The organism is Flaviflexus sp., assembly GCF_041440645.1.
Classification (GTDB): domain Bacteria; phylum Actinomycetota; class Actinomycetes; order Actinomycetales; family Actinomycetaceae; genus Flaviflexus.
In genome coordinates this window covers 1-26,834 of the sequence record NZ_JASDVN010000024.1, presented here as the reverse complement: position 1 = coordinate 26,834, position 26,834 = coordinate 1, and the positions used below count along the sequence as shown (strand labels likewise).

The 26,834-nt window shown below is 60.3% G+C and carries 17 protein-coding genes and 1 pseudogene; 12 read left to right on the top strand and 6 right to left on the bottom strand.

Features of this window, described 5'->3' with window-relative positions; translation table 11 throughout:
* The 11 genes from sufB to dxs all read left to right on the top strand — a co-directional run.
* Nucleotides 1–682, top strand: a 682-nt coding sequence (gene sufB, locus QMB98_RS03295; RefSeq protein WP_371684224.1) for a Fe-S cluster assembly protein SufB, incomplete at its 5' end; no start/stop codon positions are given.
* The gene (sufD, locus tag QMB98_RS03290; RefSeq protein WP_371684223.1) at nucleotides 682–1,866 is read left to right on the top strand and encodes a Fe-S cluster assembly protein SufD; all 1,185 of its coding nucleotides are present in this window, start codon (nucleotides 682–684) and stop codon (nucleotides 1,864–1,866) included. The genes sufB and sufD, both read left to right, overlap by 1 nt.
* A complete protein-coding gene (locus QMB98_RS03285) occupies nucleotides 1,863–2,186 on the top strand; it encodes a non-heme iron oxygenase ferredoxin subunit (RefSeq protein ID WP_371684222.1) in 324 nt (107 codons plus the stop codon). The genes sufD and QMB98_RS03285 overlap by 4 nt, the downstream gene beginning before the upstream one ends.
* 26 nt (nucleotides 2,187–2,212) lie before the next feature.
* A complete protein-coding gene (sufC, locus tag QMB98_RS03280; RefSeq protein ID WP_371684221.1) occupies nucleotides 2,213–2,959 on the top strand; it encodes a Fe-S cluster assembly ATPase SufC in 747 nt (248 codons plus the stop codon).
* 11 nt (nucleotides 2,960–2,970) lie between these two features.
* Entirely contained in the window at nucleotides 2,971–4,245 is a 1,275-nt protein-coding gene (locus QMB98_RS03275; protein WP_371684220.1) for a SufS family cysteine desulfurase, read from the top strand.
* Nucleotides 4,242–4,703 (top strand): Fe-S cluster assembly sulfur transfer protein SufU, encoded by a 462-nt coding sequence (gene sufU, locus QMB98_RS03270; protein WP_371684219.1) that lies wholly within the window; start codon nucleotides 4,242–4,244, stop codon nucleotides 4,701–4,703. The genes QMB98_RS03275 and sufU overlap by 4 nt, the downstream gene beginning before the upstream one ends.
* The gene (locus tag QMB98_RS03265; RefSeq protein WP_371684225.1) at nucleotides 4,643–5,011 is read left to right on the top strand and encodes a metal-sulfur cluster assembly factor; all 369 of its coding nucleotides are present in this window, start codon (nucleotides 4,643–4,645) and stop codon (nucleotides 5,009–5,011) included. The genes sufU and QMB98_RS03265 overlap by 61 nt, the downstream gene beginning before the upstream one ends.
* A gap of 1,745 nt (nucleotides 5,012–6,756) precedes the next feature.
* A complete protein-coding gene (locus QMB98_RS03260) occupies nucleotides 6,757–9,852 on the top strand; it encodes a SpaA isopeptide-forming pilin-related protein (RefSeq protein WP_371684218.1) in 3,096 nt (1,031 codons plus the stop codon).
* A 161-nt stretch (nucleotides 9,853–10,013) separates the two neighbouring features.
* Entirely contained in the window at nucleotides 10,014–11,483 is a 1,470-nt protein-coding gene (locus tag QMB98_RS03255) for a SpaH/EbpB family LPXTG-anchored major pilin (protein WP_371684217.1), read from the top strand.
* 199 nt (nucleotides 11,484–11,682) lie between these two features.
* Nucleotides 11,683–12,936: a class C sortase gene (locus QMB98_RS03250; protein WP_371684216.1), complete on the top strand. Its 1,254-nt coding sequence runs from the start codon at nucleotides 11,683–11,685 to the stop codon at nucleotides 12,934–12,936.
* 569 nt (nucleotides 12,937–13,505) lie between these two features.
* Nucleotides 13,506–15,380 carry a 1-deoxy-D-xylulose-5-phosphate synthase gene (gene dxs / locus QMB98_RS03245; RefSeq protein WP_371684215.1) on the top strand — a complete coding sequence of 625 codons (1,875 nt, stop codon included), beginning with the start codon at nucleotides 13,506–13,508 and terminating at the stop codon, nucleotides 15,378–15,380.
* 294 nt (nucleotides 15,381–15,674) lie between these two features.
* Here dxs and QMB98_RS03240 read toward each other — a convergent pair whose 3' ends face one another.
* Nucleotides 15,675–16,868, bottom strand: coding sequence for an HRDC domain-containing protein (locus QMB98_RS03240; protein ID WP_371684214.1), 1,194 nt, complete (start codon nucleotides 16,866–16,868; stop codon nucleotides 15,675–15,677).
* A complete protein-coding gene (locus QMB98_RS03235) occupies nucleotides 16,865–17,434 on the bottom strand; it encodes a DUF3000 domain-containing protein (RefSeq protein ID WP_371684213.1) in 570 nt (189 codons plus the stop codon). Before QMB98_RS03235 ends, QMB98_RS03240 begins: the two co-directional genes overlap by 4 nt.
* Before the next feature lie 88 nt (nucleotides 17,435–17,522).
* Here QMB98_RS03235 and QMB98_RS03230 point away from each other — a divergent pair, with 88 nt between their 5' ends.
* On the top strand, nucleotides 17,523–18,608 hold the full coding sequence (locus QMB98_RS03230) for a lipid II:glycine glycyltransferase FemX (protein WP_371684212.1): 1,086 nt from the start codon (nucleotides 17,523–17,525) through the stop codon (nucleotides 18,606–18,608).
* Between the two features lie 168 nt (nucleotides 18,609–18,776).
* Here QMB98_RS03230 and QMB98_RS03225 read toward each other — a convergent pair whose 3' ends face one another.
* The 4 genes and pseudogenes from QMB98_RS03225 to glgX all read right to left on the bottom strand — a co-directional run.
* The gene (locus tag QMB98_RS03225) at nucleotides 18,777–19,178 is read right to left on the bottom strand and encodes a DUF4870 domain-containing protein (RefSeq protein ID WP_371684210.1); all 402 of its coding nucleotides are present in this window, start codon (nucleotides 19,176–19,178) and stop codon (nucleotides 18,777–18,779) included.
* A 316-nt stretch (nucleotides 19,179–19,494) separates the two neighbouring features.
* The gene (gene treZ / locus QMB98_RS03220) at nucleotides 19,495–21,225 is read right to left on the bottom strand and encodes a malto-oligosyltrehalose trehalohydrolase (RefSeq protein WP_371684209.1); all 1,731 of its coding nucleotides are present in this window, start codon (nucleotides 21,223–21,225) and stop codon (nucleotides 19,495–19,497) included.
* On the bottom strand, nucleotides 21,225–23,738 hold the full coding sequence (gene treY, locus QMB98_RS03215; protein ID WP_371684208.1) for a malto-oligosyltrehalose synthase: 2,514 nt from the start codon (nucleotides 23,736–23,738) through the stop codon (nucleotides 21,225–21,227). The genes treZ and treY overlap by 1 nt, the downstream gene beginning before the upstream one ends.
* A gap of 497 nt (nucleotides 23,739–24,235) precedes the next feature.
* Nucleotides 24,236–26,329, bottom strand: a pseudogene (glgX, locus tag QMB98_RS03210) (glycogen debranching protein GlgX); the annotation flags it as partial.
* Nucleotides 26,330–26,834 lie beyond the last annotated feature (505 nt).

The following is a 26,834-nucleotide window of genomic DNA, read 5'->3' as shown; positions in this document are numbered from 1 at the left end:
CTCCCTGCACTCCGCAGTCGTCGAGATCATCGTGAAGAAGGACGCACGCGTTCGCTACACGACGATCCAGAACTGGTCGAACAACGTCTACAACCTGGTGACCAAGCGCACCACGGTTGAAGAGGGCGGCACCATGGAGTGGATCGATGGCAACATCGGCTCCAAGGTGACCATGAAGTACCCCGCTGTTTACCTCATGGGCGAGCACGCACGCGGCGAAACCCTCTCCATCGCCTTCGCAGGCGAGGGCCAGCACCAGGACACCGGTTCCAAGATGGTGCACATGGCTCCCTACACGTCGTCCTCGATCGTGTCGAAGTCCGTTGCTCGCGGCGGTGGCCGCGCCTCCTACCGTGGCCTCGTCCAGGTCATGCCCGAGGCTGAGCACTCCAAGTCGACCGTTCTCTGTGACGCCCTCCTGGTTGATACCGAGTCCCGTTCGGACACCTACCCCTACGTTGACGTGCGCGTCGATGACGTCGAGATGGGTCACGAAGCTACCGTGTCGAAGGTGTCGGAGGACCAGCTGTTCTACCTCATGTCGCGTGGCATGCCGGAGACAGAGGCCATGGCCATGATCGTGCGCGGTTTCGTTGAGCCGATCGCACGCGAGCTGCCCATGGAGTACGCCCTCGAACTCAACCGTCTTATCGAGCTTCAAATGGAAGGAGCCGTCGGCTAATGACGACGAACCTGTCTACCGATCATTCGCGCGCCCAATTGGTGGCGGACGACCCGACCTTCGGCAAGCAGGTCGTGGGTACGTCTCGTGGCGACCGCGAATCCTCTTTCAACCTGGCCGACTTCACCGTCCCGAACGGCACCGAGGAAGACTGGCGCTTCACGCCCGTCAAGGAGCTCGCTCCGTTCTTCGCGGACAAGCTTGAGGGCACCCTGCCCGAGGTGACGGCGGAGGGCGTTGAACTCGAGGTCGTTGACCGCGACGACGTACGCCTCGGCACCATCCAGGCTCCCGGCGACCGCGCAGCGGTTGTCGCCTGGAACAGCTTCGAGAAGGCTCACGTTGTGACCGTTCCCGAGAACGGTCAAGCCGAGGGTCTCATCAAGGTCACCGGTCAGGGTGGGGATCCCTCCGCACTGCACCTGTTTATCGAGGCCGAGAAGAACTCGAACTCCACCATCGTCGTCAGCCACGACGGTTCGGCAAACCTGTCCGAGACCATCGAGATCGACGTCAAGGAGGGCGCGAACCTCACGTTCGTGACCGTCCAGGAGTGGGAGGATGACGCCATCCACCTGTCGAACAACCGCCTCCGCCTCGCGAAGGACGCCTCGATCCGCCACATCGTTGTCACCCTCGGTGGCAAGATCGTGCGCATCACCACCGACGGTGAGTACACCGGCACCGGTGGCGACATGGAGCTACTCGGCGCGTACTACACGGATGCTGGTCAGCACCAGGAGCACCGCCTGTTCGTCAACCACTCGGTTCCGGACTGCCGTTCGAACGCCACCTACAAGGGCGCCCTTCAGGGTAAGGACGCTCACGCCGTGTGGATCGGCGACGTGCTCATCGACGTGACCGCGACCGGCACCGACACCTACGAGCTGAACCGCAACCTGGTTCTCACCGAAGGTGCGAAGGCTGACTCGGTTCCAAACCTCGAGATCAAGACGGGCGAGATTGAGGGTGCTGGACACGCATCCGCAACCGGCCGTTTCGATGACGAGCAGCTGTTCTACCTGCAGGCACGTGGCATCCCCGAGGATGTTGCCCGCCGCCTCGTCGTCCGCGGATTCTTCGCCTCCCTCATCAACCAGATCGGTGTTCCCGCCGTTCAGGAGAAGCTGATGGAAGCGATCGAGGTTGAGCTCGACGAGACCATGGCAGGCGTCCAGGCATGACATTTCAGGTCGTGTGCCACGAAACCGACATTGAGCCGGGTGATGTTGAGCAGGTGACCATCGATGGGATGGATCTTGCGATCGCTCGTGACTCTGACGGCTCGTGGCACGCCATTTCCGATCTGTGCACGCACGGCAACGTGTCGCTCTCGGACGGGGATGTGGAAGACGGCGGCATCGAGTGCTGGAAGCACGGCTCCGTCTTCGACCTGCGTACCGGCAAGCCGCGGCAGCTGCCTGCCATCCACCCCGTGACTGTCTATGCACTCAAACTTGACGGTGGCGACGTGCTCGTCGACACCAGCAGTCCTCTGAACTAACTTTTCAAAACAAGAAAGGGACCCACGTGTCCACACTGGAAATCAAGAATCTCCATGTCTCGGTCGAGACGAACGAAGGCGCCAAGCCGATCCTGCACGGCGTCAACCTCACCATCAACGACGGTGAAATCCACGCCATCATGGGCCCGAATGGCTCCGGCAAGTCCACCCTCGCCTACGCTCTCGCAGGCCACCCGAAGTACACCATCACCGAGGGTGAGGTCCTCCTCGACGGCGAGAACATTGTCGAGATGTCGGCGGACGAGCGCGCACGCGCCGGCCTCTTCCTCGCCATGCAGTACCCGGTTGAGGTTCCCGGCGTGACAGTGTCGAACTTCCTCCGCACCGCGAAGACCGCCATCGACGGCGAGGCACCGGCCCTGCGCACCTGGGTTTCGGACCTCAAGGAGTCGATGACGAAGCTCCGCATGGACGACGACTTCGCTCAGCGTGACCTCAACACCGGCTTCTCCGGTGGCGAGAAGAAGCGCAACGAAATTCTTCAGATGGAGCTCCTCCAGCCGAAGTTCGCCGTCCTCGACGAGACCGACTCCGGCCTCGACGTTGACGCCCTGCGCATCGTCTCCGAGGGTGTGAACCGCGTGCACGAGGCAACCAACAACGGTATTGCTCTCATCACCCACTACACCCGCATCCTCCAGTACATTCATCCCGATCACGTCCACGTGTTCGCTAACGGTAAGGTCGTCGAGACCGGCGGTCCCGAGCTCGCTCAGCAGCTGGAAGACGAAGGCTACGACCGCTACCTGTGAAAGAAGTCCACATGACCACCCCTGTTTCGATTTCTGACTTCCCGATCCTGGCTCGCCCGGGACGGGGAGGAAGTCGGCTCGTCTATCTCGATTCGGCCGCTACCGCGCAGCGCCCGACGCAGGTCATCGAAGCGGAACGCGAGTTCCTCACGACCGCGAACGGTGCCGTGAAGCGTGGCAGCCACCTCCTGGCGGAGGAAGCCACCGAGGCGTACGAGAACGCTCGCGCCAAGGTTGCCTCCTTCATCGGAGCAGAACACGACGAGGTGGTGTGGACCAAGAACTCGACTGAGGCATTGAACCTCGTCGCCTACTCCCTGTCGAACGCGACACTCGGGAGGGGCGGCGAGGCAGCCCGTCGGTTTGCTCTCGGACCCGGTGACGAGATTGTCGTGACCCGCGCCGAGCATCACGCGAACCTGGTTCCGTGGCAGGAGCTGTGCGCCCGCACGGGCGCACAGCTTCGCTGGATCGATGTCGTTCCCATGGGGAGCGCCGATCAGGGCAGGCTAGACCTGTCCACCCTCGGTGTCATCAACGAGAAGACGAAGGTTGTTGCCTTCGCTCACGTCTCGAACGTGACGGGTGCGATCGCACCGGTCGATGAGATCGTTGCCGCCGCCAGGGCCGTAGGCGCCCTCGTGGTCCTGGACGCCTGCCAGTCCGTTCCGCACTTCCCGGTCAACGTGACTGACCTTGGTGTCGATGCCGCCGTGTTCTCCGGCCACAAGATGCTCGGACCGACGGGTGTTGGTGCCCTCTGGGCCAAGGCCGAGATTCTCGATGCTCTCCCGGTGTTCATGACCGGCGGTTCCATGGTTGAAGTTGTCACCATGGAGGAAACGACCTACGCGAAGGCTCCGGCCAAGTTCGAGGCGGGTACGCAGATGGTGAGCCAGGCTGTTGGCCTCGGTGCCGCGGTTGACTACCTGAACAAGGCCGGCATGGACTCCATTGCCGGGCACGAGCAGGTGCTGACCAAGCGCATTCTCGATGGCATCGCCACGATTGAGGGCGTGCGCGTTGTCGGTCCCACGTCAGATGAGAACAGGGTTGGCGCCGTCGCCTTCGTCGTTGAGGACGTTCACCCCCACGACGTCGGTCAGGTCCTCGACTCGAGGGGAGTTGAGATCCGCGTGGGCCACCATTGTGCTCAACCGATCCACCAGGTGTTCGACACCTTCGCTTCGTCACGCGCCTCGGTCGGCCCGTACAATACTGAGGCGGACATTGATGCGTTCCTGGACGCACTTTCAACCGTTCGACCCTACTTTGGAGTGTCATGAACGAACTAGATCAGCTGTACCAAGCCATTATTCTGGACCACGCGAAAGCGCGTCACGGTCACGGGATCTTGGAAAACCCGGACGGTGAATCCTTCCAGGTCAACCCCACGTGCGGTGACCAGGTGACTGTTCAGGTGAACATGGATGGCGATACGATCTCCGAACTTGTCTGGGATGGGAAGGGCTGCTCAATTTCGCAGTCCTCCATTTCCGTCATGACACAGCTCGTGGAAGGGAAGACAGTGGTAGAAGCATACGAGCTTCTCGATCTGTTCTCCGAGCTGATGAACTCGCGCGGCAAGGGCATTGAGGACGCCAAGCTGGATCGTCTTGAGGACGCCTCAGCATTCGTTGGTGTCGCACAGTTCCCTGCACGCATCAAGTGCGCACTGCTTGGCTGGATGGCGATGCGCGATGCAACTATCAAGGCCAGCTCAACGAAAGGAGAAGGCCAATGAGTGAGCTCACCGTTGCCGAAGTAGAGGAGGCTCTGCGCGACGTCATTGACCCCGAACTCGGTGTCAATATCGTTGACCTCGGCCTGCTTTACGGCATCACGCTTGATGGCAACTCGGTCATCATCGACATGACCCTGACGTCGGCTGCGTGCCCGCTGACGGACGTCATCGAAGACCAGGCTGTTCAGGCGCTCGAAGGCCTCGTAACAGAAGTGAGGATCAACTGGGTATGGCTTCCGCCGTGGGGCCCCGAGAAGATCACCGCCTCTGGTCGCGAGCAGCTTCGCGCTATCGGCTTTAACGTCTAGTTCTCGATCCCTGCACCGCGACGTGCAGGACGGGAGTAATGACGCTTTGTGGGCGGGATGGGTTGCCATCCCGCCCACACTGCGTTCCCAGGACTGTCGCCCGCAAACCGAATGGACCGCTTTGTCGCGCAGGGTCCTGGCGTTGCGTGAACCGTGGGCACTGCCATATGCGCTGCAGCGGGGGAGTGGCTGTCCTTCAGACGACGTGCACACCTGTACAGAGAGGTGGCTCAGCATCGATCGGGGTGCGCGGTGAGTATCTACACCAGGCTTGGCACCGTGCTCGAAGCATGCGGATTCAAGAAAGCTTGCAGGTAGCCCGCGGAGTTTTGAGGGCTGAGGGGGTGTGCGCCCCGTGCTCAAATGGAGACATACCTTAATATTGGGAGCCGAGTTAACGTGTCTACGACAATCCGAACGCCAGAGAACAGACAGCACCGCATTTGTCGGCTGACATATTTGTCGCAGGAGAGGGGTTTGTCTCGGCGATGGTTGCACCTCTTTCGGGTGGAGTTGTTACGCCGGAGAGGATCTCGCATTGGCCACATTCTTGAGCAAGATAACCGGCACCTCATAACACATTCACGTAGCAGGGATCTGTCAGCCCCAGGATCGTTGGAACCGGATATGCATCATTGTGTATACAAAATGTGACGTGGGAAGCTATTGCGACAACAATCAGGTTTGATTTTTCGTAACTGAGCATTCAGGCCCACACTGGGGCGGGGAGCTTGGGCTAAGACAGCCGGATATGACGGGCCTGTGATGCGATTCTCTGCTGGCTATACAGCGTGTTGAGGTGCGGAGTAAGCATCTGTTTACTTTAACTTACCGGGCGGTAACTGGTGCCTAGTCATCAATAATTGATGAGTGGATGAGGGGTTTCTGGTGGAAGACTGGGAGGAAACGGACGGTGATCAGACACGATATCAAATAGTGGGAAATCGTGCAGAGTGGTATAAGTCATGTTTGAGTGCATACATTGTTGAATTGGTCGGTATATTCATACAGATGCTTGGATTAGAACCAGCGTCCCGTCTCGACCTAGTTGAAAAGTCAACCGTTTGGTTACCGAAAGGTAGGCTGTGGTTCGGTATTGGCGCTGACCATTGAGTTTGCGTTTTTTGCAGTATGTTCAGTAATTTTCCAGAAGTTCGTGCTTTAGTGGAACGAGTCCAATTACTTCATGCGCATGAAAATGGCAGCTTTATAAACTGATTCACATTCAAGATTCTTTGGTGGTTCAATTTGTGGCCTGGGTCATGTTGGGTAGCGATTTGGCTGTTTGTTCTTGCCAGGAGGCGGTGCTAGTATGAACGGCGGTGAAACACCAAGCGAGGTGTGATCACCAGTTGAACAATTTCTAAACCACTTTTTCATCAGCTAGGAACCAGTTTTTAATGAAGGAAACCCCGAAGATGGGGTGGCGTCAGCGCACCCATTTTGCCCAGAGCATCATTGCTCTGGTGCTTTTCTTTGTGCTTTTTGTGTCCCTAGGTGTGAGCGCATACGCGAGTGGCGTTGATAGCACTAGTTCGACCAGTTCGGACCAGGCCACCTCTGAATCGATCGAGATTGATCAAGATCAGTCCGTTGTTGATGGTACTTCCACAGCGAACAATCGGAATGTTGCGCCTTCGGGTGATTCAGCCACTGTATCGTCCAACGAAGCTACTCAGGATTCCACCTCGACGGGTAGCGACGGTGCGCAGCAGTCGGCTACTCCGCTGACGGAGCGTCAGGTCTTGTCTTCCCAGAGTACCGTTGCTTCGACGGGTGAGATGGGGACGATGGCGGCGGGTGCCGATGGTGGCTCCGCCCCGTACCTCACCTGGAACGTCAGGGATGCCGAGACCGGGGAGCTTGTCCCTGGCGCAACGTTCAAGCTCGAGAACTACTGGTCATTCATTATCTTCGGCCAGTGGGAGACGGGCAACGACGCCGGTTCGATCGCCGACTGCTCGGGCACGTGCTCAACGAGCACCTCCGGCAACTCGCTCGACCGCGATAACGATGGGGGAGAGTTTCTTCTCGAGCACTTCGGTACCACCAGGAGCTCCTCCACTCGAATCGTGAGTGGCAACCGTTACCGAGTGAGCCAGGTGTCCGCACCAGCGGGTTATACGTGGGCTGTTTCGGGCAGCAACACCAAAGAGGTGTCGTCGAACGGGTGGAGCAATCGCTCCGGAGGCATTCACGACTTTGGCACGTTCCAGGTCGTCAAGATTCGCACCGAGCCCATGTGTGAAGCGGGATATACCTTTGGGCTCAGCACCGGGGGACAGCTTCAGCAGGTCAGCCCCAGCGGTGTCGTCACAAACCTTGGTTCCCCAGCCTCGTCCTCCGATAGCTACTTCAACAGCCTTGGTATTGGCTCAAACGGTGAGGTGTACTCGATCCTTCGAACCGGTAGTTCCGTCACGTCCCTGAACGCCACCGTGTATGCGTACGACAAGTCGAAGGGCACGTGGTCGTCGACTGGTGCCAGCACCTCCTCTCTTGGTGGTAACACCGGTACAAGCCTGATCGCGGGCGCCGTCGACTTGTCGACCAATCTGTACTACTTCGGTGGTTTCACCTCGAACGGTAACTTCAAGGTATACGAGTACAACCCGTCGGCAAGCCAGAAGCTGAGGCTCAAGGGCACGATCCAGACGAGTGCTTCCAGCGGCTCCAATGGCGACATGGCATTCGATTCGGCCGGCAACCTCTACATCGTGCGCGGCGAAAGCTCGAAGGTGACCGTGTACTCGGTGACTGCAGACAACTTCCGCGCCGCCAACGGTGGCACCATCACGTCCTCAACCTCGGCTGACTTCACGGTGGCAAACGGCACCAACGTCAACGGCATCGCCTTCGACTCCCAGGGCAAGGGTTACCTCGCTAACGGAACCGAAGTGCGTAGCTACGACATGCCGGGCTGGAAGAACGGCACGCTTGTTTCCAACAAGCTCGCCAGCAGCGGTGACCTCGCCAGCTGCTCCTCGCCGCCCACGATCACCATCGAGAAGTACGTGGATGGTGCGCGAGTCAGCCACAACGACCAGTTCACTCTCACCCTCAAGCAGGGTTCCACGACCATCGGTACCGCAACGACGACCGGTTCGGAAACCGGCCTGCAGTCTGAGCGTGTAGGACCCCTCCCGACCGTTCGTGGAGTGCCCCTGACGTTCTCCGAGACCGGTGCGAAGAGCACGAACATGTCCAACTACGCCTCGAGCTATCGCTGCTACGTTGATGGAGTTCTGGACTCTTCGGCCAGCGGCGATGGAACCACCGGCACGATCACCATTCCGACCGGTGCCGAGAATGTCCTGTGCTCGTTCTACAACAAGCCTCTCGTTGCCGACATCTCCATCGAGAAGCGAGTCGCGGATTCCGTTGGCGAGAATCCGACCCCGACGTCGGGCTGGGCAGTTGGCGCCGAGGTCAAGGCCACAACCGGAAACGCGCCGACCGTTGACGGAACGACAAGCCAGACGACTGACGCAAGCGGTCAGGCCTCGTGGCAGGTTCGCTTCAACAAGAGCGACGATCGAGCAACCGTGACCGTGTCCGAGACTCAGAAGTCCGGATATGAGTTCCTCAGCGGACAGTGCCATGTCACGCACCTCGATGGTTCAACCGTTGAGTACGAACTCACGGGAGAGCAGGGCTTCAACCTTACCAGCATCCGCCCCGGCGACTCCGTGTCCTGCACCTACGTCAACGCGCCGAGTCCCGGTGCCCTCACCATCACGAACACGTTCGATTCCACCGTCCCCAGCGGCTCAGGAAACATCCCCTTCTCGGGAACGTACACCTGTGTGCTGAACGATGAGGTTGTCGCAAGCGGAACGTGGACCGTGACCGGTACCGGCGAGACCACACTGAGGGTGGATGATGGGAGCCGCGATCCGAACCGGATCCCCGCCGGAGCCTCCTGCTCCGTTGTTGACAAGCCCGCTGGTGGCACCAGTGATGGACTTCCGAATGAGTCGTACTCGTGGAAGGCAGCGACCGCCGGTAATGCCGTCACCATCGCGAGCGGGAAGACCTCGAACGTGACAGTCGTCAACTCGGTCGAACGCATCTACGGCAAGTTCGCCATCGTCGAGATCGTTGAAGGCGGGGGACTGCCCTCGGATGTGGGCGTGGTTGAAGGCACCTGGACCTGCACCCTGGGAAGCGAAACCGTCACGGGCTCGTGGGGTCCGTTGGCTCAGGGAGAGACGTGGACATCTGATGGAAACGCAATTCCGCTCGGTGCCTCCTGCTCGGTGACGAGCAAGAGAGTGACGGATCCGTCCGATGGTTACCAGTGGGATGGCAGCACGAAGGTCAGCCCACCCGTCACCACGGTCCAGGATTCCGATCTTGAGAATGCAACGATCACGGTCGAGAACCGCACGCTCATCCTCCTTGGATCAGTGTCATGGTCGAAGGTTGACGAGGATGGGTCACGACTCAGCCACTCTGAGTGGGAGCTCACGGGACCGTCAGCATTCAACAACGGACAGCCACTCATCATCACGGACTGCTATGAAGGCGCGGAGTGCGACAGCCTCGACGCCAACAGCGCGAGTGGCGAGTTCACTATCAACAATCTTCCGTGGGGCCAATACACCCTGAAGGAACTGAAGGCTCCTGCTGGCTACTACCTCAGTCGTGACACCAAGACCTTCAGAATCCGGTATGAGAACCTCACGGTTACCCTGCCAGACGTCGTCAACTACGCGATGGAATCGCCACAACTGCCGCTCACGGGTGGCATATCGCGAGACCTGTACGTGGTCGTGGGAACCCTCCTGGGTCTCACAGGACTCGGCGGAATGTGGTGGAGCAGACGCAGACAGCACTAACGCAGTGGAGTAAGCGCGAAACTCGCAGCACGCGGTGACTGATGCTCCAAAAACACCGCCCCCATGTCCAAAACACGATATTCAACAGATTCGATGCGCCCACAACGGCTCATCACATAATTCACCCTCGACCACGGTCGATACACGAAAGGAACAGTGACATGTTCACTCAGCGAAGCAGGATGCGCCGCGTGGCCGCAACCGCAGGAACCCTTATGCTGGCTCTCACGGGAGTCCTTGGCGTTGGTACGGCAGCATCCGCCGCTACCGTTGGCCCGGACCAGCCCGATGCACCGAGCAATGGTACCCTCACCATCAACCTCTACGAAGGCGAAACCGGTCAGAATGCTGGCGATCTTGCCGGCAATGGCGGACTCTCCGGCATCGAGTTCACCGTCCAGCAGGTCGGTGTGAAGTCCGGCAGCACCTGCACCCCGATCGATCTGAAGGATGCGAGCCAGTGGGAGGGCCTCGACGCTCTCTTCGCTACCGCACCCGCGGCACCCGCCGACCCGTACTGCGCCACCACCGTTGATGTTGATGTCACCAAGAGTGGAACGGTCGAGTTCAACCTCCCCGTTGGCGTGTACTTCGTTCAGGAAACCGGCCACGGCGACAACAACGTTGTCTCCGAGGTCCCCAACTTCTACGTCTCCATCCCGACCTCTGACGGCACCTCCGGTGCCGGCTGGAACTACAACGTAGTTGCCAACCCGAAGAACCAGCTCATGGGTGAGCCCACGAAGGTCATCTCCGATCGTCCAGCGGACCTCACCATCGGCTCGACCGTCGGCTTCATCATCACCATCCCGGTGCCGACCCTCAACAACAACGAGACCTTCACCGAAGCCGTCGTCAACGACAAGCTCGATGGTCGCTTGAGCCTCGTTGCCGGATCCTCCACAATCAAGGTTGGCGGCACCACCCTCGTCGAGGGCACCCACTACACGGTTGCATCGGATGCTTCCTGGACACTGAACGAGGCCGGCCGCAAGGTTCTCGATGCGAACATGGGCGGCACCATGACCCTGACCTTCGACACCACGGTCCTCTCCGTCGGTGACGGCGCCGTTCCCAACACGGACTACTCGACCACCTTCAACGGAACCAAGGTTCCCGGCTCCTCCGACACCTACTCCTATTGGGGCCAGCTCGGCATCAACAAGACCGATGACTCCGACACCCCGAACCCGCTCGAGGGCGCAGAGTTCCAGGTCTTCGAACTCACGGCAGACACCTGCCCCGCAACCGTTCCTGCAACCGGCGCGGTTGCCACCGGCACCTCGAATGCATCTGGTGATGTGATCTGGAACGAGTCCGGTAGCGCACTTCAGGGACTGTGGGTCTCCAACGTCAATGGCGGTCCCGCCGCTGACACCCAGACCAAGGACTACTGTGTCTACGAGACCGTCGTTCCCGCCGGCCACACCGCGGTCGCCGTTGACAACCCCGTGACCATCACCGCGGGCGAGGACAACGCCAACGTCTTCACCGTTGTCAACGCCAAGACCGAGGGCCCGAACCTGCCCCTCACCGGTGCCCAGGGCACGCTGCTCATGACCGTGGGTGGCATCCTCCTCGTCGTTCTCGGCGGTGGCGGTATGGTCATCGCACGTCGCAACAACAACTAGCCTGCGAGGTCAGAGATACTGACCCTGTCGGTTGAGTGGTGCCGCCAGCTTGCTGGTGGCACCACTCGCATCATTCGCGCGTCATAATGAGGGACATGATCGGCTCAGAGCTGAGTTAATACAGTAGGCGGCATCGTCACCACCAACCAGTGGTGGTGGCGAATCGCAAGCTTTCCAGCGAGATAGTAAAGGAACACAGGTGGCACGAGAGAAGAAGGAGACCGGTGGGTCATGGCGGACGCCGTGGATGCAGGTGGGTGCGTCGATCATCATCCTTGCCGGCGTTCTCGTGTTCCTTTACCCCCAGATCGCCTCATGGTTTGCGCAACGAGAACAGTCACGTGTCATCGAGTTGGCCCAGGACCAGTTGGCTGATCCGCCGTACGATGATCCCGAGGTCGTCTCCGAGGAGATCGCGAGGGCTCACGAGTACAACGATGCACTAGCATCGGGTGCCATCTACGAGGCCAACGAGAACGTTGCCACCGCAGACGGTGAGGTCACGGACTCTGACGCCTACGAGAACCTCCTCAACCTGGGGGATGGGTTCATGGGGCGGGTCCAGTACGAGGACCTCGATATCGACCTGCCGATCTATCACGGCACCGACGATGTGACCCTGCTACGCGGTGTCGGCCACCTCGAAGGCACCTCTTTGCCCGTCGGTGGGATCGGAACGCGGTCCGTCCTCACCGCACACCGCGGCCTACCCGAAGCCACGCTCTTCGACGACCTTGATCAGGCGGAGGTGGGTGATCTCATCACGGTCACGACCTTTGACCAGGTGTTCGCGTACGAGGTCGTGGAAGTGCGAGTCATCGAACCGGACCAGACGGAAGCGATTCTGCCAGACCCTGATCGCGACCTCATCACCCTCGTCACCTGTACGCCACTTGGCATCAACTCCCACCGCATCCTCGTCACGGCAGAACGAGTCGAACCCGTACCCGCTGACGCTGAGGCCGCAGCCCTTGCCGATTCTGAGTTACCGAGGTTCCCGTGGTGGATCATCATTCTCGCCGCCACCATCACCATCCTTGGTGTGGGGATATGGCGGGGCGGACGACGCAGCGTTCCAGCAACCGACAACTCGGGCGAAGGATCGGTTGCTGACAAGAACGACGATGGTCAGCAGGCCGAAGGTGACCAGCAACTGGCCGATGCCGACACCAACGATGGTGACCAGCGGCTGGGAGGCGACCAGCCGCTGGTGGATCCTGATTCTCGACCGGAGAGCGACGATCATCAGTCAGAGGGCGGAGCTCAGGCTCCCGACGATGACGGTCAAGCTGTGGGCAGTGAATCGTCTGAGGCTCAACATGAAGCAGGTCGTCCTGAGGATTCGTCCGGGGAAGCGGAGAACGAGTCTTCAGTATCTGGGGAGGCGGCGATGTCGTTGCCACCTCGCAAGCGAGGTCGACACGCAAAGCCGAGAAGCCTACCAGGAGAATAAGTACTGGGCTTTGAATACCTGGTCTATCCGTCCACGGGAAGTGACTCCCGAAACTGATAGTCCGGGGTCGACGAGTGGTAGGCCAGAAGGCCACTGATAAGAAGCGAGAATCAATTAGCGCATGAGCGACCACCGTCGCGCTGATCGCACTCGCCCAAGTGAAAGGCACGTGGCGCGGTTCAGTAAAGCTGTCGTGACGCTGTGTCGGGGAAGCAACCCGACCGCGTGAGTAATGTGGCGACATCCGATTCCGGTTTCAGTGACGCAAACGGCTACGACAATCTTTTGAACCTCGGAGATGCGTTCAGTGTCTGGCGGGCTGGACGTCTCGAACGGCCGGATCAAGGGGATGGGGTCGATAATGAAAAAGCAGTCGGCGTGATGAGGCGCGGACGCCGCTCCCGAGGCACCCATTCATAGGCCCGAGAATTACCAGAAGAGTAGGCTGATCTTGTTCCGATATCCCGCACCTGTATGCAACGGATAATTGGCGTGATTGGTGGACAAAAGCACCAGGTCGGGTGTGTGCCCGGTGATATGGTGGTGTGTCAGAACCAGGAGGAGTACCTGTGAGCATACTGTCGACAATCAAATCGCCCTCTGATCTCAGCAGGCTGAGCGAGAAGAAGCTGGCGCAACTGAGCGAGGAGATTCGTCGCTTCCTGGTCGACTCCGTGTCCGCCACGGGCGGCCACCTCGGCCCGAATCTCGGCGTGGTCGAGCTGTCAATCTCCCTGCACAGGGTCTTTGACTCCCCGCGGGACTCCATCGTGTTCGATACTGGCCACCAGTCCTACGTTCATAAGATCCTCACTGGACGTCAGGAATTTGGTCGACTCCGCTCCGAGGGTGGGCTGTCAGGTTACCCCTCCCGTTCAGAATCGGACCACGACATCGTTGAGAACTCGCACGCCTCGACCGCTCTCTCGTGGGCGGCGGGCATTGCTCGCGGATATCAGATGTCGGGGCAGGACCGCAGCGTCGTTGCCGTCATTGGCGACGGTGCTCTAACTGGCGGCATGGCCTGGGAGGCCCTCAACAACATTGCCGAGGATGACTCACTGCCCATCGTCATTGTCGTGAACGACAACGGTCGATCCTACGAACCGACCATCGGTGGCATGGCACGCCGATTCGACCAGGTGCGTGTCTCACGCAACTACGAGAACCTTCTCAACTGGGGCAAGAAGACCCTGCGAGCATCGGGCCCTCCAGGACGCCTCGCCTACGACGCGATCCACGGATTCAAGAAGGGCGTCAAGGACATCTTCGTTGATGCTGGCATCTTCGACTCCCTCGGGATCAAGTACGTGGGTCCGATCGATGGTCACGACATTGCCGAACTCGATTCCGCCCTCAAGGTCGCGAAGGAATACGGCGGTCCCGTTGTTGTCCACGCGATCACGGAGAAGGGCAGGGGATATCAGCCGGCCCTGGACGATGTGGCGGATCGGTTCCATGCTGTCGGACAGATCCATCCGGAAACGGGACTCCCGATTGCTGCGAGTGGGTTTGGGTGGACGTCGGTCTTTGCCGACGAGATCGTCAAAGCCGCGGAGAAAGATGACAAAATCGTTGGCCTGACCGCGGCCATGCTTCGCCCCGTGGGACTCGGTCCCTTCCGGGATCGCTTCCCCGACCGTGTCATCGACACCGGCATCGCAGAACAGCACGCCATGACGGCAGCGGCGGGCCTCGCATTTACCGGCTTCCACCCGGTTGTCGCCCTCTACGCCACGTTCCTCAACAGGGCCTACGATCAGCTCCTCATGGATGCCGCCCTCCACCACGCACCCATAACCGTCGTCCTCGACCGCGCCGGCATCACCGGCAACGACGGGGCCTCCCACAACGGCATGTGGGACCTCTCCCTCGCCGCCATGATCCCCGGACTCCGGGTGGCCGCACCGCGCGACGAGGCAACGCTCCGGACCGAACTCAACGAGGCCCTTGCCATAGACGATGGTCCGACAATCGTGCGATACCCGAAGGGCACCGTGCCGGACGCCATTTCCGCTCTTGAGAACCGTGGAACCATCGACGTGATCGGTCGCAGTAGTAGCAGCGGTACCAAGGTTCTTGTTGTCAGCGTGGGGGCCATGGCGGAGGCGGCGCTTGCCGCAACCACCGTCGATACCGCAGATGTCACCGTCGTGGATCCCCGGTGGGTCCTGCCAATCTCGCAGGAGCTCGTGGATCTGGCAGAGGAGTTCGACGCAGTTGTCACGATCGAGGACGGACTACGCAATGGGGGTGTGGGTCAGCAGCTCGCGGATCTCATCTCCCAGCCCGTCACCGTCCTCGGCATCTCCCGCCACTTCATTGACCACGCCTCACGCAGCGACATTCTGGCCCGCGAGAACATGACGGGTGAGGATGTTGTGACAGCAGTTCGCGCCGCCGCGGGCCAGGGCCCCGCACTCACCATCGCGAAAGACGCATAGTCCAACCCACAAACGACAGGTCGAAGCAAGGCCCGGAGTCTCGAAGCAAGAAAACCTCAAAGTGAGGGCTCGTTATCGAGAACTCCAGATCGAGAGCTGCTCACAGAGAAGTCCTCGTCGAGAACTCCACATTGTGAAGTCCTCATCGAGAGGTGCTCAGAGAGAGTCCGTCACCTTCTGTGAGATGGCCGCCGGTTCGATGAACTCGGCGTATTTCGATTAGGAGTGGTGCCGCGTACCCGACTGTCGGCTAAGCCACAGAACATTGGTGCCTCGGCTGTGGGGTGAGTAGTCCTAAGCGGCGGGCTTGCCTGCTGTTGCGGTGCGGGGGAGTGCGATAGCGACTTCCTCGATCTGCCAGGGACGAGCACCCGCCTTGTAGAGAACAGAGATCATGTCCTCCAGGGTGTCCCAGCCTTCCCACGCAAGGGTGCGCTGGATAGCGGGCTTGAGGAGGATGTCCTGGCGGATTCCGAGTACCTCGGCTCGATTCAGAACGAGGGGGCGAACAAGGTCCCAGCGCTCGTTGGCCTCGGGGTGGCGCTGCTTCCAGTTCCGCACATCGGGCAGACCGTCCTTCGCGGGAGCGGTCTTGTTTGGCAGGTCCTTGGTTGCCCGACCTCGCTGTATTGCCTTCCACATGTCGCCGGCCAGCGCCTTACGTGACTTTGTGCGAAGCGCGGAGGACTTCATGACGTCGTCGATGGAGGAGGGGCGGGACTCGGCAAGAGCACCAAGAGCCTTACCAGGAAGAACCTTCTCGGGGCCCAGATCCTGTTCCTGAGCAATGCGGTCACGCTCCCACCACAGTTCGCGAAGAATCGCGAGGGTGCGACGGTCACGGATGCGGAGGGTGGCGGCAACCTTGCGCCACGGCTCCGGATTCGGCTTCTTGCGGGGAGTGTTGAGGAGATGTTCGCACTCCTGCTTCATCCACTCGAGCCTGCCGGCCTCCTTCAGTCGCTTCTCCTGCACCTCGCGGGCCTCAACGAGAAGTTCAACGTCGAGAGCAGCGTAGGCAAGAAGCTCGGGAGCAAGTGGACGCTGGGACCAGTCCGAGTTCGAATGCTCCTTCGCAAGCTGAATGTCGAGGTCGTGGTCGATGACGGCCTGGAGGGAGACTCGTTCGTCACCAAGGAGGAGGGCCGCGATTTCCGTGTCCCACAGGGAGGGAGCCGTGAGGCCCTCGTCCGTCAGGCAGGGGAGATCCTGGTCTGCCGCGTGCAGGATCCACTCGTCCGTTGCCAACACCTCTGCCAGCGCTGGCATCATCTCAGCCAGGGGCGGGGGATCGATGAGGAAGAGTCCGGAGCCTTCCCTCTTGATCTGAATGAGGTAGGCACGTGCCGAGTACCGGATGCCCTGGGCTCGCTCTGTGTCGATGGCGAACGGTCCTGTGCCCTTCTTCAGGGAAGCAATTGCGGTGGCAAAGTCGTCAGGGGTAGAAATGAGCGGCGGGATTCCGCCGCGAGGTTCATCAAGCTTCACAAACGATCCAGTGGGGTAATTGACGGTGTGTCCGGGTCGAGTCCCCCTGCGGTACAGGCAAATTCCGCCCAGGCATCGAGGTGGTCCGACACGTTCTCGGTCACGGGAGACCAGGATGCTCTGACTTCGACCGTAACGCGGGTACCGTCCAAGTGTAGACCACGAAACGTTTCATCGATCTGTCGTGTGACCGTTCCGTTCAACGAATGGTATTCGGCGCCGTGAGCATCGAGTGCTTCCGTGAGCCACGACCACACGACTTCGCCCAGGAGCGGGTCGTCGGCAAGCTCTGATTCGATCGGTGCCGAGACGTGGCAGACAACCCTGAACGTTGAGTCCCAGGCTGGTTGGCCCTCCGGATCGTGAAGGAGGACAAAGCGTGCTTCGGCCAGGTAACCATCCGGGTCGAGAGCACTCCCTGAGGAGTTCACTTCGGCCGAGAGTGCCGCAGCCCAGGGAGCGATTTTCTTGGGCGCAGGAATCTCCTGCAGGTGGAACTCGCGGCGGAACGAATGATCGCGCAGGGAGTCCAAGCTAGCAAGAAACAGCGGCGGTACTTCGGGCACGTCTTTACACTAACGAGCTTGATACTGCGACCATGCCAGGCGCGCCGGTAGACTGGTCCGTGACCCAGTCTCCTAGCAAAGAGGAATCATGCCGTTCTCTCGCATTGTTGAACTTCAGTCCGCGGAGTTCACATCCCGTGCCGCAGTGGCAGGGGTGGACCTGCCTCTCGAACAGTCCGAGGCGTGGGACCGATACGACGAGGCTGTCGACGGCAGGGACCCGTACGGTCGTTACATCTGGCAGGTCGATGGCGAGGACCGAGCATTCCTCTCGCTCACATCATTCAAGGGCGCCGGATTCTATTATCTGTGGGCCAAGCACGGTCCCGTCTGGACCACGATTCCCACGGCGCAGGAAGAAGAACACTTCCACACAGATCTTGCCAAGGTGCTGAAGAAGGAACGCAAGTACGCCTTCGTTCGCCTCCACGCTCACCACACGTCCTCACGCCTGCACGACCTGCTGCAGTCCGTGCCCTTCGATCGCACCGTCATCCTCGACCTCACGATGGACTCCGAAGAGCTGATGGCGAGCATGAAGAAGCGCGGACGGCGAGACGTGCGCAAGTCCCTGCGCAACGAGGACCTCACCGCTCAGGAGGAAACGGCGAACGCTCTCGAGATCTTCGATGAGCTCTATGAGTTGCTCAAGGAAACGGGAGATCGCGACGGCTTCGGTATTTCCCCCAAGTCCTCCTACACCACGATGCTCGAATCCCTTGGTGGTGAGCACGCCAGGGTTTTCACCGTGCGCGGCAAGGAGAACGAGATCTATTGCTGGGGCATCGTGACAGTCAACGGACCGCTCGCCACCTACTACTATGCTGCTTCCTCGGCAGAGGGCCGCCGGGCCGGAGCACCCGACCTGCTCGTTTGGTTCATGAGCGAAACGCTACGAGACAGCGGGGTCAAGACCTTCGACCTCATGGGCATCGATTCCGAGCGAGCCCCTCAGCTTGCTGGCGTCCGCGGCTTCAAGACAAAGTTCTCCGAAGAGACCACGGATGTTGATGGTGCCTGGGATCTCCCGCTTCATCGCACCAGGTATCAGGCACTCAAGCTCGCACTCAAGGGCAAGCGCGCCGCCGTGGCAAAGGTCCGCGACTTCAAGTCCTCCCGTTCGGGAAGCCCGGACGAGTCCGAAGCTACGCCCGCGAAGGCAGATGAGTCATAGGCAGGACTGAGCGATCAAGGCACGGGGCTTTGTGACTGAAGGAGAATTCAGTGCCGAATCGAAACAGATCATTTCACTGAAATTGACGGCGTGGTGGGGCATCGCCAATCGGTAATTCCCCACCACTCTGTTCGTCAATAAGTCGATGAGCGAGGACGCTCATCCGATTTAGTGAAGAATCGGGATGCTGAACGGGTACCTGTAGATGTCGCCCCTGTTGGCTGCCATGGCGGCGCGGATCGGGGACCACAGGGACAGAATGAAACCAACAACCCAGAGAATGATGGCGACCGGGATGAGAATGATCGTGAAGAAGCAGATCCACGCGATCATTGAGATAACCCAGAGCGCGAGCGCAAAGTTGAAGGACCGTGCCGATGCCTTGCGGACCAGCATGCTCTTGTCACGGAAGAAGAGCCAGATGAGGAGCGGGCCGACGAAGCCAAGCCAGCCTGCCGAGAAGATCGTTGACGCAGCGGTTGAGAGGTGAGCAAGGATTGCCCACGTGCGTGACTCGTCCGCACCGATGGAGTCCCGATTGGTCTGATACATGTCAGGATCATTGTTCATTGCACCATCATCCCCCACACAAGCATCAAGCGAAACTGGAGAAACGGAATTGTGACTGAACAGTGATGACATTCTAAGAAAGGCTCGTGACCTGCAGTTTTGCGCACCCAAGGACCAACTTGTGAAGGTCGATGAGGTGGTGGAAATGCGTTCGACTCTTCAGCCGGGGAGTGGGCCTCCACACGGCGATTGGGCCTTGGAATGAGGAGGAGTTCTTGAAACACAGGATTGCCTCGTGCAAGAGTCGATGCACGAGGCAATCCCTTGATTTCGACTGGCTAGAGGTAGATCTACCTGCCGAGATATCTCTCGTGGGTTAGCGCAGGACGACGATGGAGTTGGGGGAGAGGGTGAGGTTCCCTCCCTGTGCTACATCTCCCCACTGAGCGAGGATCTCGGCGCCCTCGACCGTGAGCTCATCATCGGAGATGTTGATGACGAGACGGGAGGTGCCGCGGTGGAGGACGAGCTGGCGATCCCCAACCTTCTCCAACCTGGTTGCGGACCGGTCCGGGGAAGCGAACTCGGCGACGCCCTTGCGGATCTCGATGATCTTCTTGACGAAGGTGAGGTAGTCGGAGTTGTCCTCGACCTTGTCCCAGTCAAGCTTCGAGCCCTCAAACGTGCTGAGAGCCTGAGGATCTGGGACCTCGAAGGATTCGCCGTAGATCTCGTCCCAGCCGTGGCTGGAGAACTCGGAAATGCGGCCCTCGGACACGAGGGGACCGAGCTCATCGTTGTGGTCGGTGAAGAACGCGAACCTGGTCTTCGTGTTCCACTCCTGGCCCTGGAAGAGCATCGGAGTAAACGGCGAGAGAAGGATGAGGGCGGCCGAGGCGAGAGTCTCGGTCTCGGACAGGTGCTCCGAAGGGCGGTCACCCACGGCTCTGTTGCCCACCTGGTCGTGATCCTGGTCGTAGACGACGAAGGCGTGACCGTCGAACTCGTCGGTCACGGGTGCCCCCCACTCCTTTCCACGGAAGGTGGAGGTGATGCCGTCGTGATAGAACACTCCGCTGAACACCTTCGAAAGCGCATCCTCGGCATCAAAGTCCGCGTAGTACCCGTGGGATTCGCCCGTGAAGTAGGAGTGGACAGCGTGGTGAACATCGTCAGCCCACTGCATGTCCATCCCCAATCCACCACGATCCGTGGGGGTGAGGACGGTGACGTCGTTGAGATCCGATTCGGCAATGAGGCGAAGCGGCCTACCCAGCTCACCAGACAGCGACCGGGTAGCCTCCGCAAGCTCACCGAGGATGTGCACGGGGGAGTCGTCGATCATTGCGTGGATGGCGTCGAGGCGTAGAGCATCGATGTGGAATTCCGTGAACCAGCGAAGTGCGGACGAGAGTAGATGCTCCCGCACCCCTTCGTTCCCATCGTCGTCGAAGTTCAGTGCCGTGCCCCAGGGGGTCTCGTGTTTGCCGGTGAAGTAGGGACCGAACTCGGCCAGGTAGTTGCCGTCTGGGCCGAGGTGGTTGTAGACCACGTCAAGGCAGACACCGATCCTGGCGTTGTGGCAGGCATCGACGAACTCGGCGAGCCCCTGTGGGCCGCCGTAGGCCTCGTGGACAGCGGTCCACGAGACTCCGTCGTAGCCCCATCCGCGCTTTCCGGGGAAGGATGCCACGGGCATGAGCTCAACCATGTCCACCCCAATGGACTTCAGATGATCGAGCTTGGTGATGGCGGAAGTAAAGGTGCCCTCGTTCGTGAACGTCCCCACGTGCATCTCGTACACCACGGCGCCGCGAGCATCGACACCGTCGAAGCGATCATCGGACCACGAGATGGTCGAGGTGTCGAAGGCGCGGGAGGCCTCGTGCACGCCCCAGGGTTGCTCCGCGCTACGCGGGTCGGGGCGGAGCGGACCACCGTCGATGGAGAAGCCGTAGGCAACCCCATGCTCGATCTGTGGGACCTCCCAGTACTCCCCATCCCCGGAAAGCGGGATGCGCTCAAGATCATCACCCGGTTGCCACGTGCTGGTACCCAGGAGGAGGTCGACCGTGTCAGCTTTCGGTGCCCAGAGGGTGTGCTGCACTAGTTTTCCTTTCGTAGGACTGCTGCCGGAAGCGTTGCCAGCAGGTCGGACAGCAGGACGGCTCCGCCGTCAACGACGGCCCCGGTCAGAACATCAACCCAGGTGCCTTCGGGCAGGACCACGGCGTGCTCGCCGAAGCCGCCGGCCGCGGCAATGCCGGAGTGGTGACGTTCGGTCACGACGGCGATTGCGGGATCCCCGTCAACGGTACGCACATAGGCGAATGCGTGACTGGTGGTCGCGGGAAGCGGGGCGTAACCCGACTCAGCGCTGACAAAGACCTCGGGGATCTCCTTGCGCAGGCCAAGGATCCTGGAGGTGAGCCACAGCTTCTCCTGATCGAGGGTGGATCCGGGCCTGCCGGTCTCGTTCAGTGAACTCAGCATCTTTTGAAGGCGCGGGTAGTCAACCTGACGGCGATTATCCGGGTCGACAAGAGAGTTCTGAAGAACCTCCTCACCCTGATAGTTGTCGGCCACGCCCAGGACTGTCAGTTGAATGGCCTTGGTCGCGAGAAGTGCGGAACGAACGGCGGGACGCGTCAGGTCAAAGAACCCGGTCATCCGCTCGTTCACGACGGGGTCGGTCAGCAGGTAGCGGGCGTACATGAACAGCGCGCTCTCCGCCTCAGCGTTGATCTCGGTCCAGGTCGTCCACGTCTTCTGCTCGCGGGACGCCTTCTCCAGGTACTGGGTGAGCCTCTCGTGCTCGATCGGCCCGTTCTCGGTCCACGTGCCGAAGATGGTCTGCCACAGCAGGTTCTCCGTGCGACCGTCGAGGTTCGCGGGACGCTGTTTGGCAGAGTGCTGACGCAGGTCACCGAGGAGCTCGCGCCACTCGCTCGAGTACTGAGAGAGCACACCGATCTGGGCGCGAACGTCCTCGCCGCGCTTCGTGTCGTGCGTCGTTCCCGCCGTCATCGTGGCAGGCCAGGACCGCATGGTCTTCTGAACCCAGGCGTGGAACTGGTCGGCCGAGTACGTGGGAGTCTCGGCATAGGAGCCGACCTCGTTGATTGAGGCGAGGAGAGTCCACCTGTAGAACGCGGTGTCTTCAATGCCCTTCGCCATGACGGGGCCGCAGGTCTGCTGGAACCGCACAATGAGCTCAGCCCTCTGCGCCTCGTGCGTGCGGCCCGCGGAACCGATCTCCTCGCCGAGGAGAAGCTCAACGACAATATCGAGAGTCTCTTGACGATCCTCGTCAAGGACCTTTCGTGCGCGGTCCGCCGCGTCTCGCAGTGCGCGTTCGGAGATCGGATTCGGCTTCTCACCCGGTACGACGTAGGCGCGGTACCTGTCCATCTCCAGCAGCAGAGCAACAATGGAGTCGCGCAGGGCACGGAACGTGTGGTCCCGCAGGCGCACGTCTTGGCGGCACAGCTCGGACAGAATGTGTGCGAGACGGTCCACCTCGGTGAAGAGCGAGTCACGAATGATCTCGGCCTTGCCTTCACGGATGATGTGGTGGAGGTCGCCGGGGGAGTCCCCCGCAATCTCAGACAGCAGCGCACCCATGTCAACGAGCCCCGCAGGGTCCGTTTCAAGGCCCTGAATGCGCCACGCGGAGTCGTACCCGGTGGTGCCAGCAATCGGCCAGTCGGTCGGCAACTCCTCATCGCCATCGAGGATCTTCTCCGCGGCGATCCAGGCACCATTCGTCGCCTCGGACAGCTGACGGAAGTAACCCCTCGGATCCGCGAGACCGTCGGGATGATCGATACGGAAGCCATCAATGTAGCCCTCGTTGAAGAGCTTCAGTAGAAGGGCGTGGGTGTCGTGGAAGACCTGCTCGTCCTCCACGCGCACAGCGGCCAGAGTATCGACGTCGAAGAACCGGCGATAGTTCAGTTCCTCGTTCGCGACCTTCCAGTACGCAAGCCGGTAGTACTGCCTCTCGAGCAGGTCCGCGAGGGGGAGAGCCTCGGTCTGTTCACGGACCGGGAACACGTGGTCGTAGTACGTGAGAACGTACTGCTCTCCCTCATCCTCCAGCCCGGGGACAATCATCTTGTCGAGCGTGAGCTCGCCTTCGGCGAGGACATTACCGATCCTGGAGCCGAGGACAGCCATGAGCAGTCCCTCGCCTTCCTCCTCGAGTTCAATGTCGAACCAGTCCCGGTACTCGGAGGCAGGCCCGTACCTGAGGACGTCCCAGAGCGCCTTGTTGAGGTACAGGGGTGTCGGCACCGCCATGTGGTTCGGAACGACGTCAACAACGACACCCATGCCCAGCTCGTGAGCAGCATCGGCGAGCTTTTTGAACGCGTCCTCACCGCCCATGGGTTCCGAGATCGTCGAATGGTCCGTCACGTCGTAGCCGTGCATGGAGCCTGGAGCGGCCTGAAGGATCGGGGAGCAGTAGACATCCGTGATCCCCAGGTCGGCGAGATAAGGGAGGATCTGTCGCGCCTGAGCGAAGGTGAACTCCGAGCTCAGCTGCAACCGATACGTCGAGATGGGCAGGCGATTCTTACCCGCGGGAAGGTGGGAATGACTCGGCCTCTCGTTCATCAGATGTCCTCCTGCTCGATCTTCCTCGATTCCTCCGCAGCAACACCCTCTCCGGTCGCAACCTCAGCCTCTGAAGCTTCGGTGGCCACAGAATCAGCGCCTTCTGCACCTGGGTCTTCAGCTACACCTACTGGACCTTCAGCTTCAGCTACGTCAGCCTCAGCGCTTTCGGCAACGGCGTCCGAGGACTCCTCGGTGATCTCGATTTCCGTCACCTCAGCCTCGGTCTCGACACGTTCGGGGTCATGGCTGACGGCGGGAGTGGCGGCGGTAGCGGGAGCTGCTGTCACGTGCGAAGCATCATTCGCCTTGCCAGCATCGCTGGCCTTCGCGTCGCCCTCTCCCGCGGCTACTTCTGCAGCATCACTGGATGGATCTGCCTGCTCGGTGTCGGCCGTCTCGGCCTCAGCGTCTGCCTCTGCCTTGGCTTCCTCAGCCTCGAGGGCTGCCGCCTCTGCGGCCTCCTGCTCTGCCTCGCGGTCCTCCATCTTGCGGACGAGGATGACGATTGAGCGGCCTTCGACAGTGACGATGTCGCCGGGACCGAAGGTCCTTTCGTCATCTGTCGGGTGAGCCGTGTTGATCGACTCGTACCAGACGAGGCCGTACTCCTTGCCGGGGATGCGGAAGTCGATCTTCTGGCCGTCGGCAGAGATGAGAATGAGGAGATCGTCGCCGACGACCTTGCGGCCACGCTCGTCCGGTTCTGATATAGCGGTGCCGTTGAGGTAGACCATGACGGAACGAGCGAACCAGGTGTTCCAGTCCTTTTCCTTCATGCGTTCGCCACCGGGAACAAACCATTCGATCTCGCCCGCGTGGGACTCGCCGCCGTGTTCAGAGTCGCCCGTGAAGAAACGGCGCCTGCGGAGCACGGCGTGCTCGCGACGGAAGTTGATCATCTCCTTGGTGAACTCGAGAAGCTCCTCCTGGTGCTCGTTCAAATCCCAGTCCACCCACGACAGTTCGTTGTCCTGACAGTAGGTGTTGTTGTTTCCGTCCTGGGTGCGGCCCATCTCATCACCGTGAGAGATCATGGGCACTCCCTGGGAGATCAGAAGAGTCGTCAGGAAGTTGCGGATCTGCTGGAGCCTGAGCTGGATGATCTCGGGATCATCGGTCGGCCCCTCAACGCCACTGTTCCAGGACCGGTTGTGCGACTCGCCGTCGTTCCCGCCCTCGCCGTTGGCCTCGTTGTGCTTCTCGTTGTAGCTGACCAGGTCCCTCATCGTGAACCCGTCGTGTGCAGTCACGAAGTTGATGGAGGCAACGGGACGACGTCCCGAGTGCTCGTACAGATCGGAGGAACCGGTCAGGCGGGATGCCAATTCGGATAGGACGGAGGGTTCTCCCCTCCAGAAGTCACGAACCGTGTCGCGGTACTTGCCGTTCCACTCCGTCCATAGGGGAGGGAAGCCACCAACCATGTAGCCGCCCTCGCCAATGTCCCACGGCTCAGCAATGAGCTTCGCCTGCGAGATGATCGGGTCCTGCTGAATGATGTCAAAGAAGGAGGAGAGCCTATCGACCGCGTGCAACTCTCGGGCGAGAGTGGAGGCGAGGTCGAAACGGAACCCATCCACGTGCATCTCCGTCACCCAGTAACGCAGCGAATCCATGATGAGCTGCAGGGAATGCGGGGACGACATGTTGAGGGAGTTGCCGGTACCGGTCGTGTCGAAGTAGTGCGACTTGTCTCCAGGAACCAGGCGGTAGTAGGAGGCGTTGTCGATGCCGCGGAACGAGAGTGTCGGGCCCATGTGGTTGCCCTCGGCCGTGTGGTTGTACACGACGTCGAGAATGACCTCGATGTTGGCCTCGTGGAAGGCCTTGACCATGGAGCGGAACTCGTCGACCTGCTCGCCACGGGAACCCGAGGCGGAGTAGGTGTTCTGCGGAGCGAAGTAGCCGATCGTGTTGTAGCCCCAGTAGTTCGAGAGGCCGCGTTCCTGCAGGTGAGTGTCGTTCACGAACTGGTGCACCGGCATCAGCTCAATCGCCGTCACACCCAACTCTGTCAGGTGATCGATGATTGAGGGATGGGAGAGGGCGCGGTACGTGCCACGCATCTCCTCCGGGATGTCCGGGTGCTGCATCGTCATGCCCTTGACGTGGGCTTCGTAGATGACGGACTCGTGGTACTCGTGGCCCGGGGGACGGTCGTGGCCCCAGTCGAAGAAGGGGTTGACGACAACGGACACCATCGTGTGTCCCAGAGAGTCCTCTTCGTTGCGTTGGGACGGATCGTCAAAGCTGTAGCTGAAGTTTGCGGACGAGTTTTCGACGTGTCCGTCAATGGCCTTGGCGTAAGGATCCAAGAGAAGCTTCGATGGGTCGCAGCGGTGACCGTTCTCGGGGTCGTAAGGTCCGTGGACGCGGTATCCGTACAGCTGACCCGGGCGTACGCCGGGGATAAAGCAGTGCCAGACGTAGGCATCCACTTCGGTCAGCTCATACCGCTGTTCGTTCTTGTCGTCGTCCAGAAGGCAAAGTTCAACTCGTTCAGCAACGGATGAGTAGATAGCGAAGTTCGTACCCGCGCCGTCATAGGTGGCGCCAAGGGGGTACGGTTTTCCAGGCCAAATTTCCATACTTCTAGAATGTCATGAACCGAGCCGCAATGCCGACTAGTTGTGTTGCTGGCGAATATTGTTCACATGAGAGTACGCACCCTTGCGCCATCAAGCATGACAACTCCGACGAAACCGGCCCCCAGTTCCACTAACTCCAGGTCAGGCCCCTTTTCTCCTCTGCAAAGTGAATGAAGATAAAGAAAAGAACAGAGAGAACAATGGAGAAAACAACGCAGACAACAACAGAGACAAGAACTTAGCCAAGAAGTGAGAGGGTAGGAAAGACAGTAGTCGAGGATTGGGTGGTGAGTGGCCGCCGAGCAGCAGTCTCCTCCTTACCTGACGTAAGCACACAGGGAAGCAGGAACAGAAGGAGTAGGGGAGACCGGTGCGAGCTCCCGGAGAACAGCCGAATCCTCGCAGGGCAACGGGAAGCACCGTAGTTGCCCATGGGTTCAGTAGTAGAAAGGTCCGCGGTAGGGGGTAGAGAGAAACGGGCCTGCGGGCAAAGATAATATCCCCT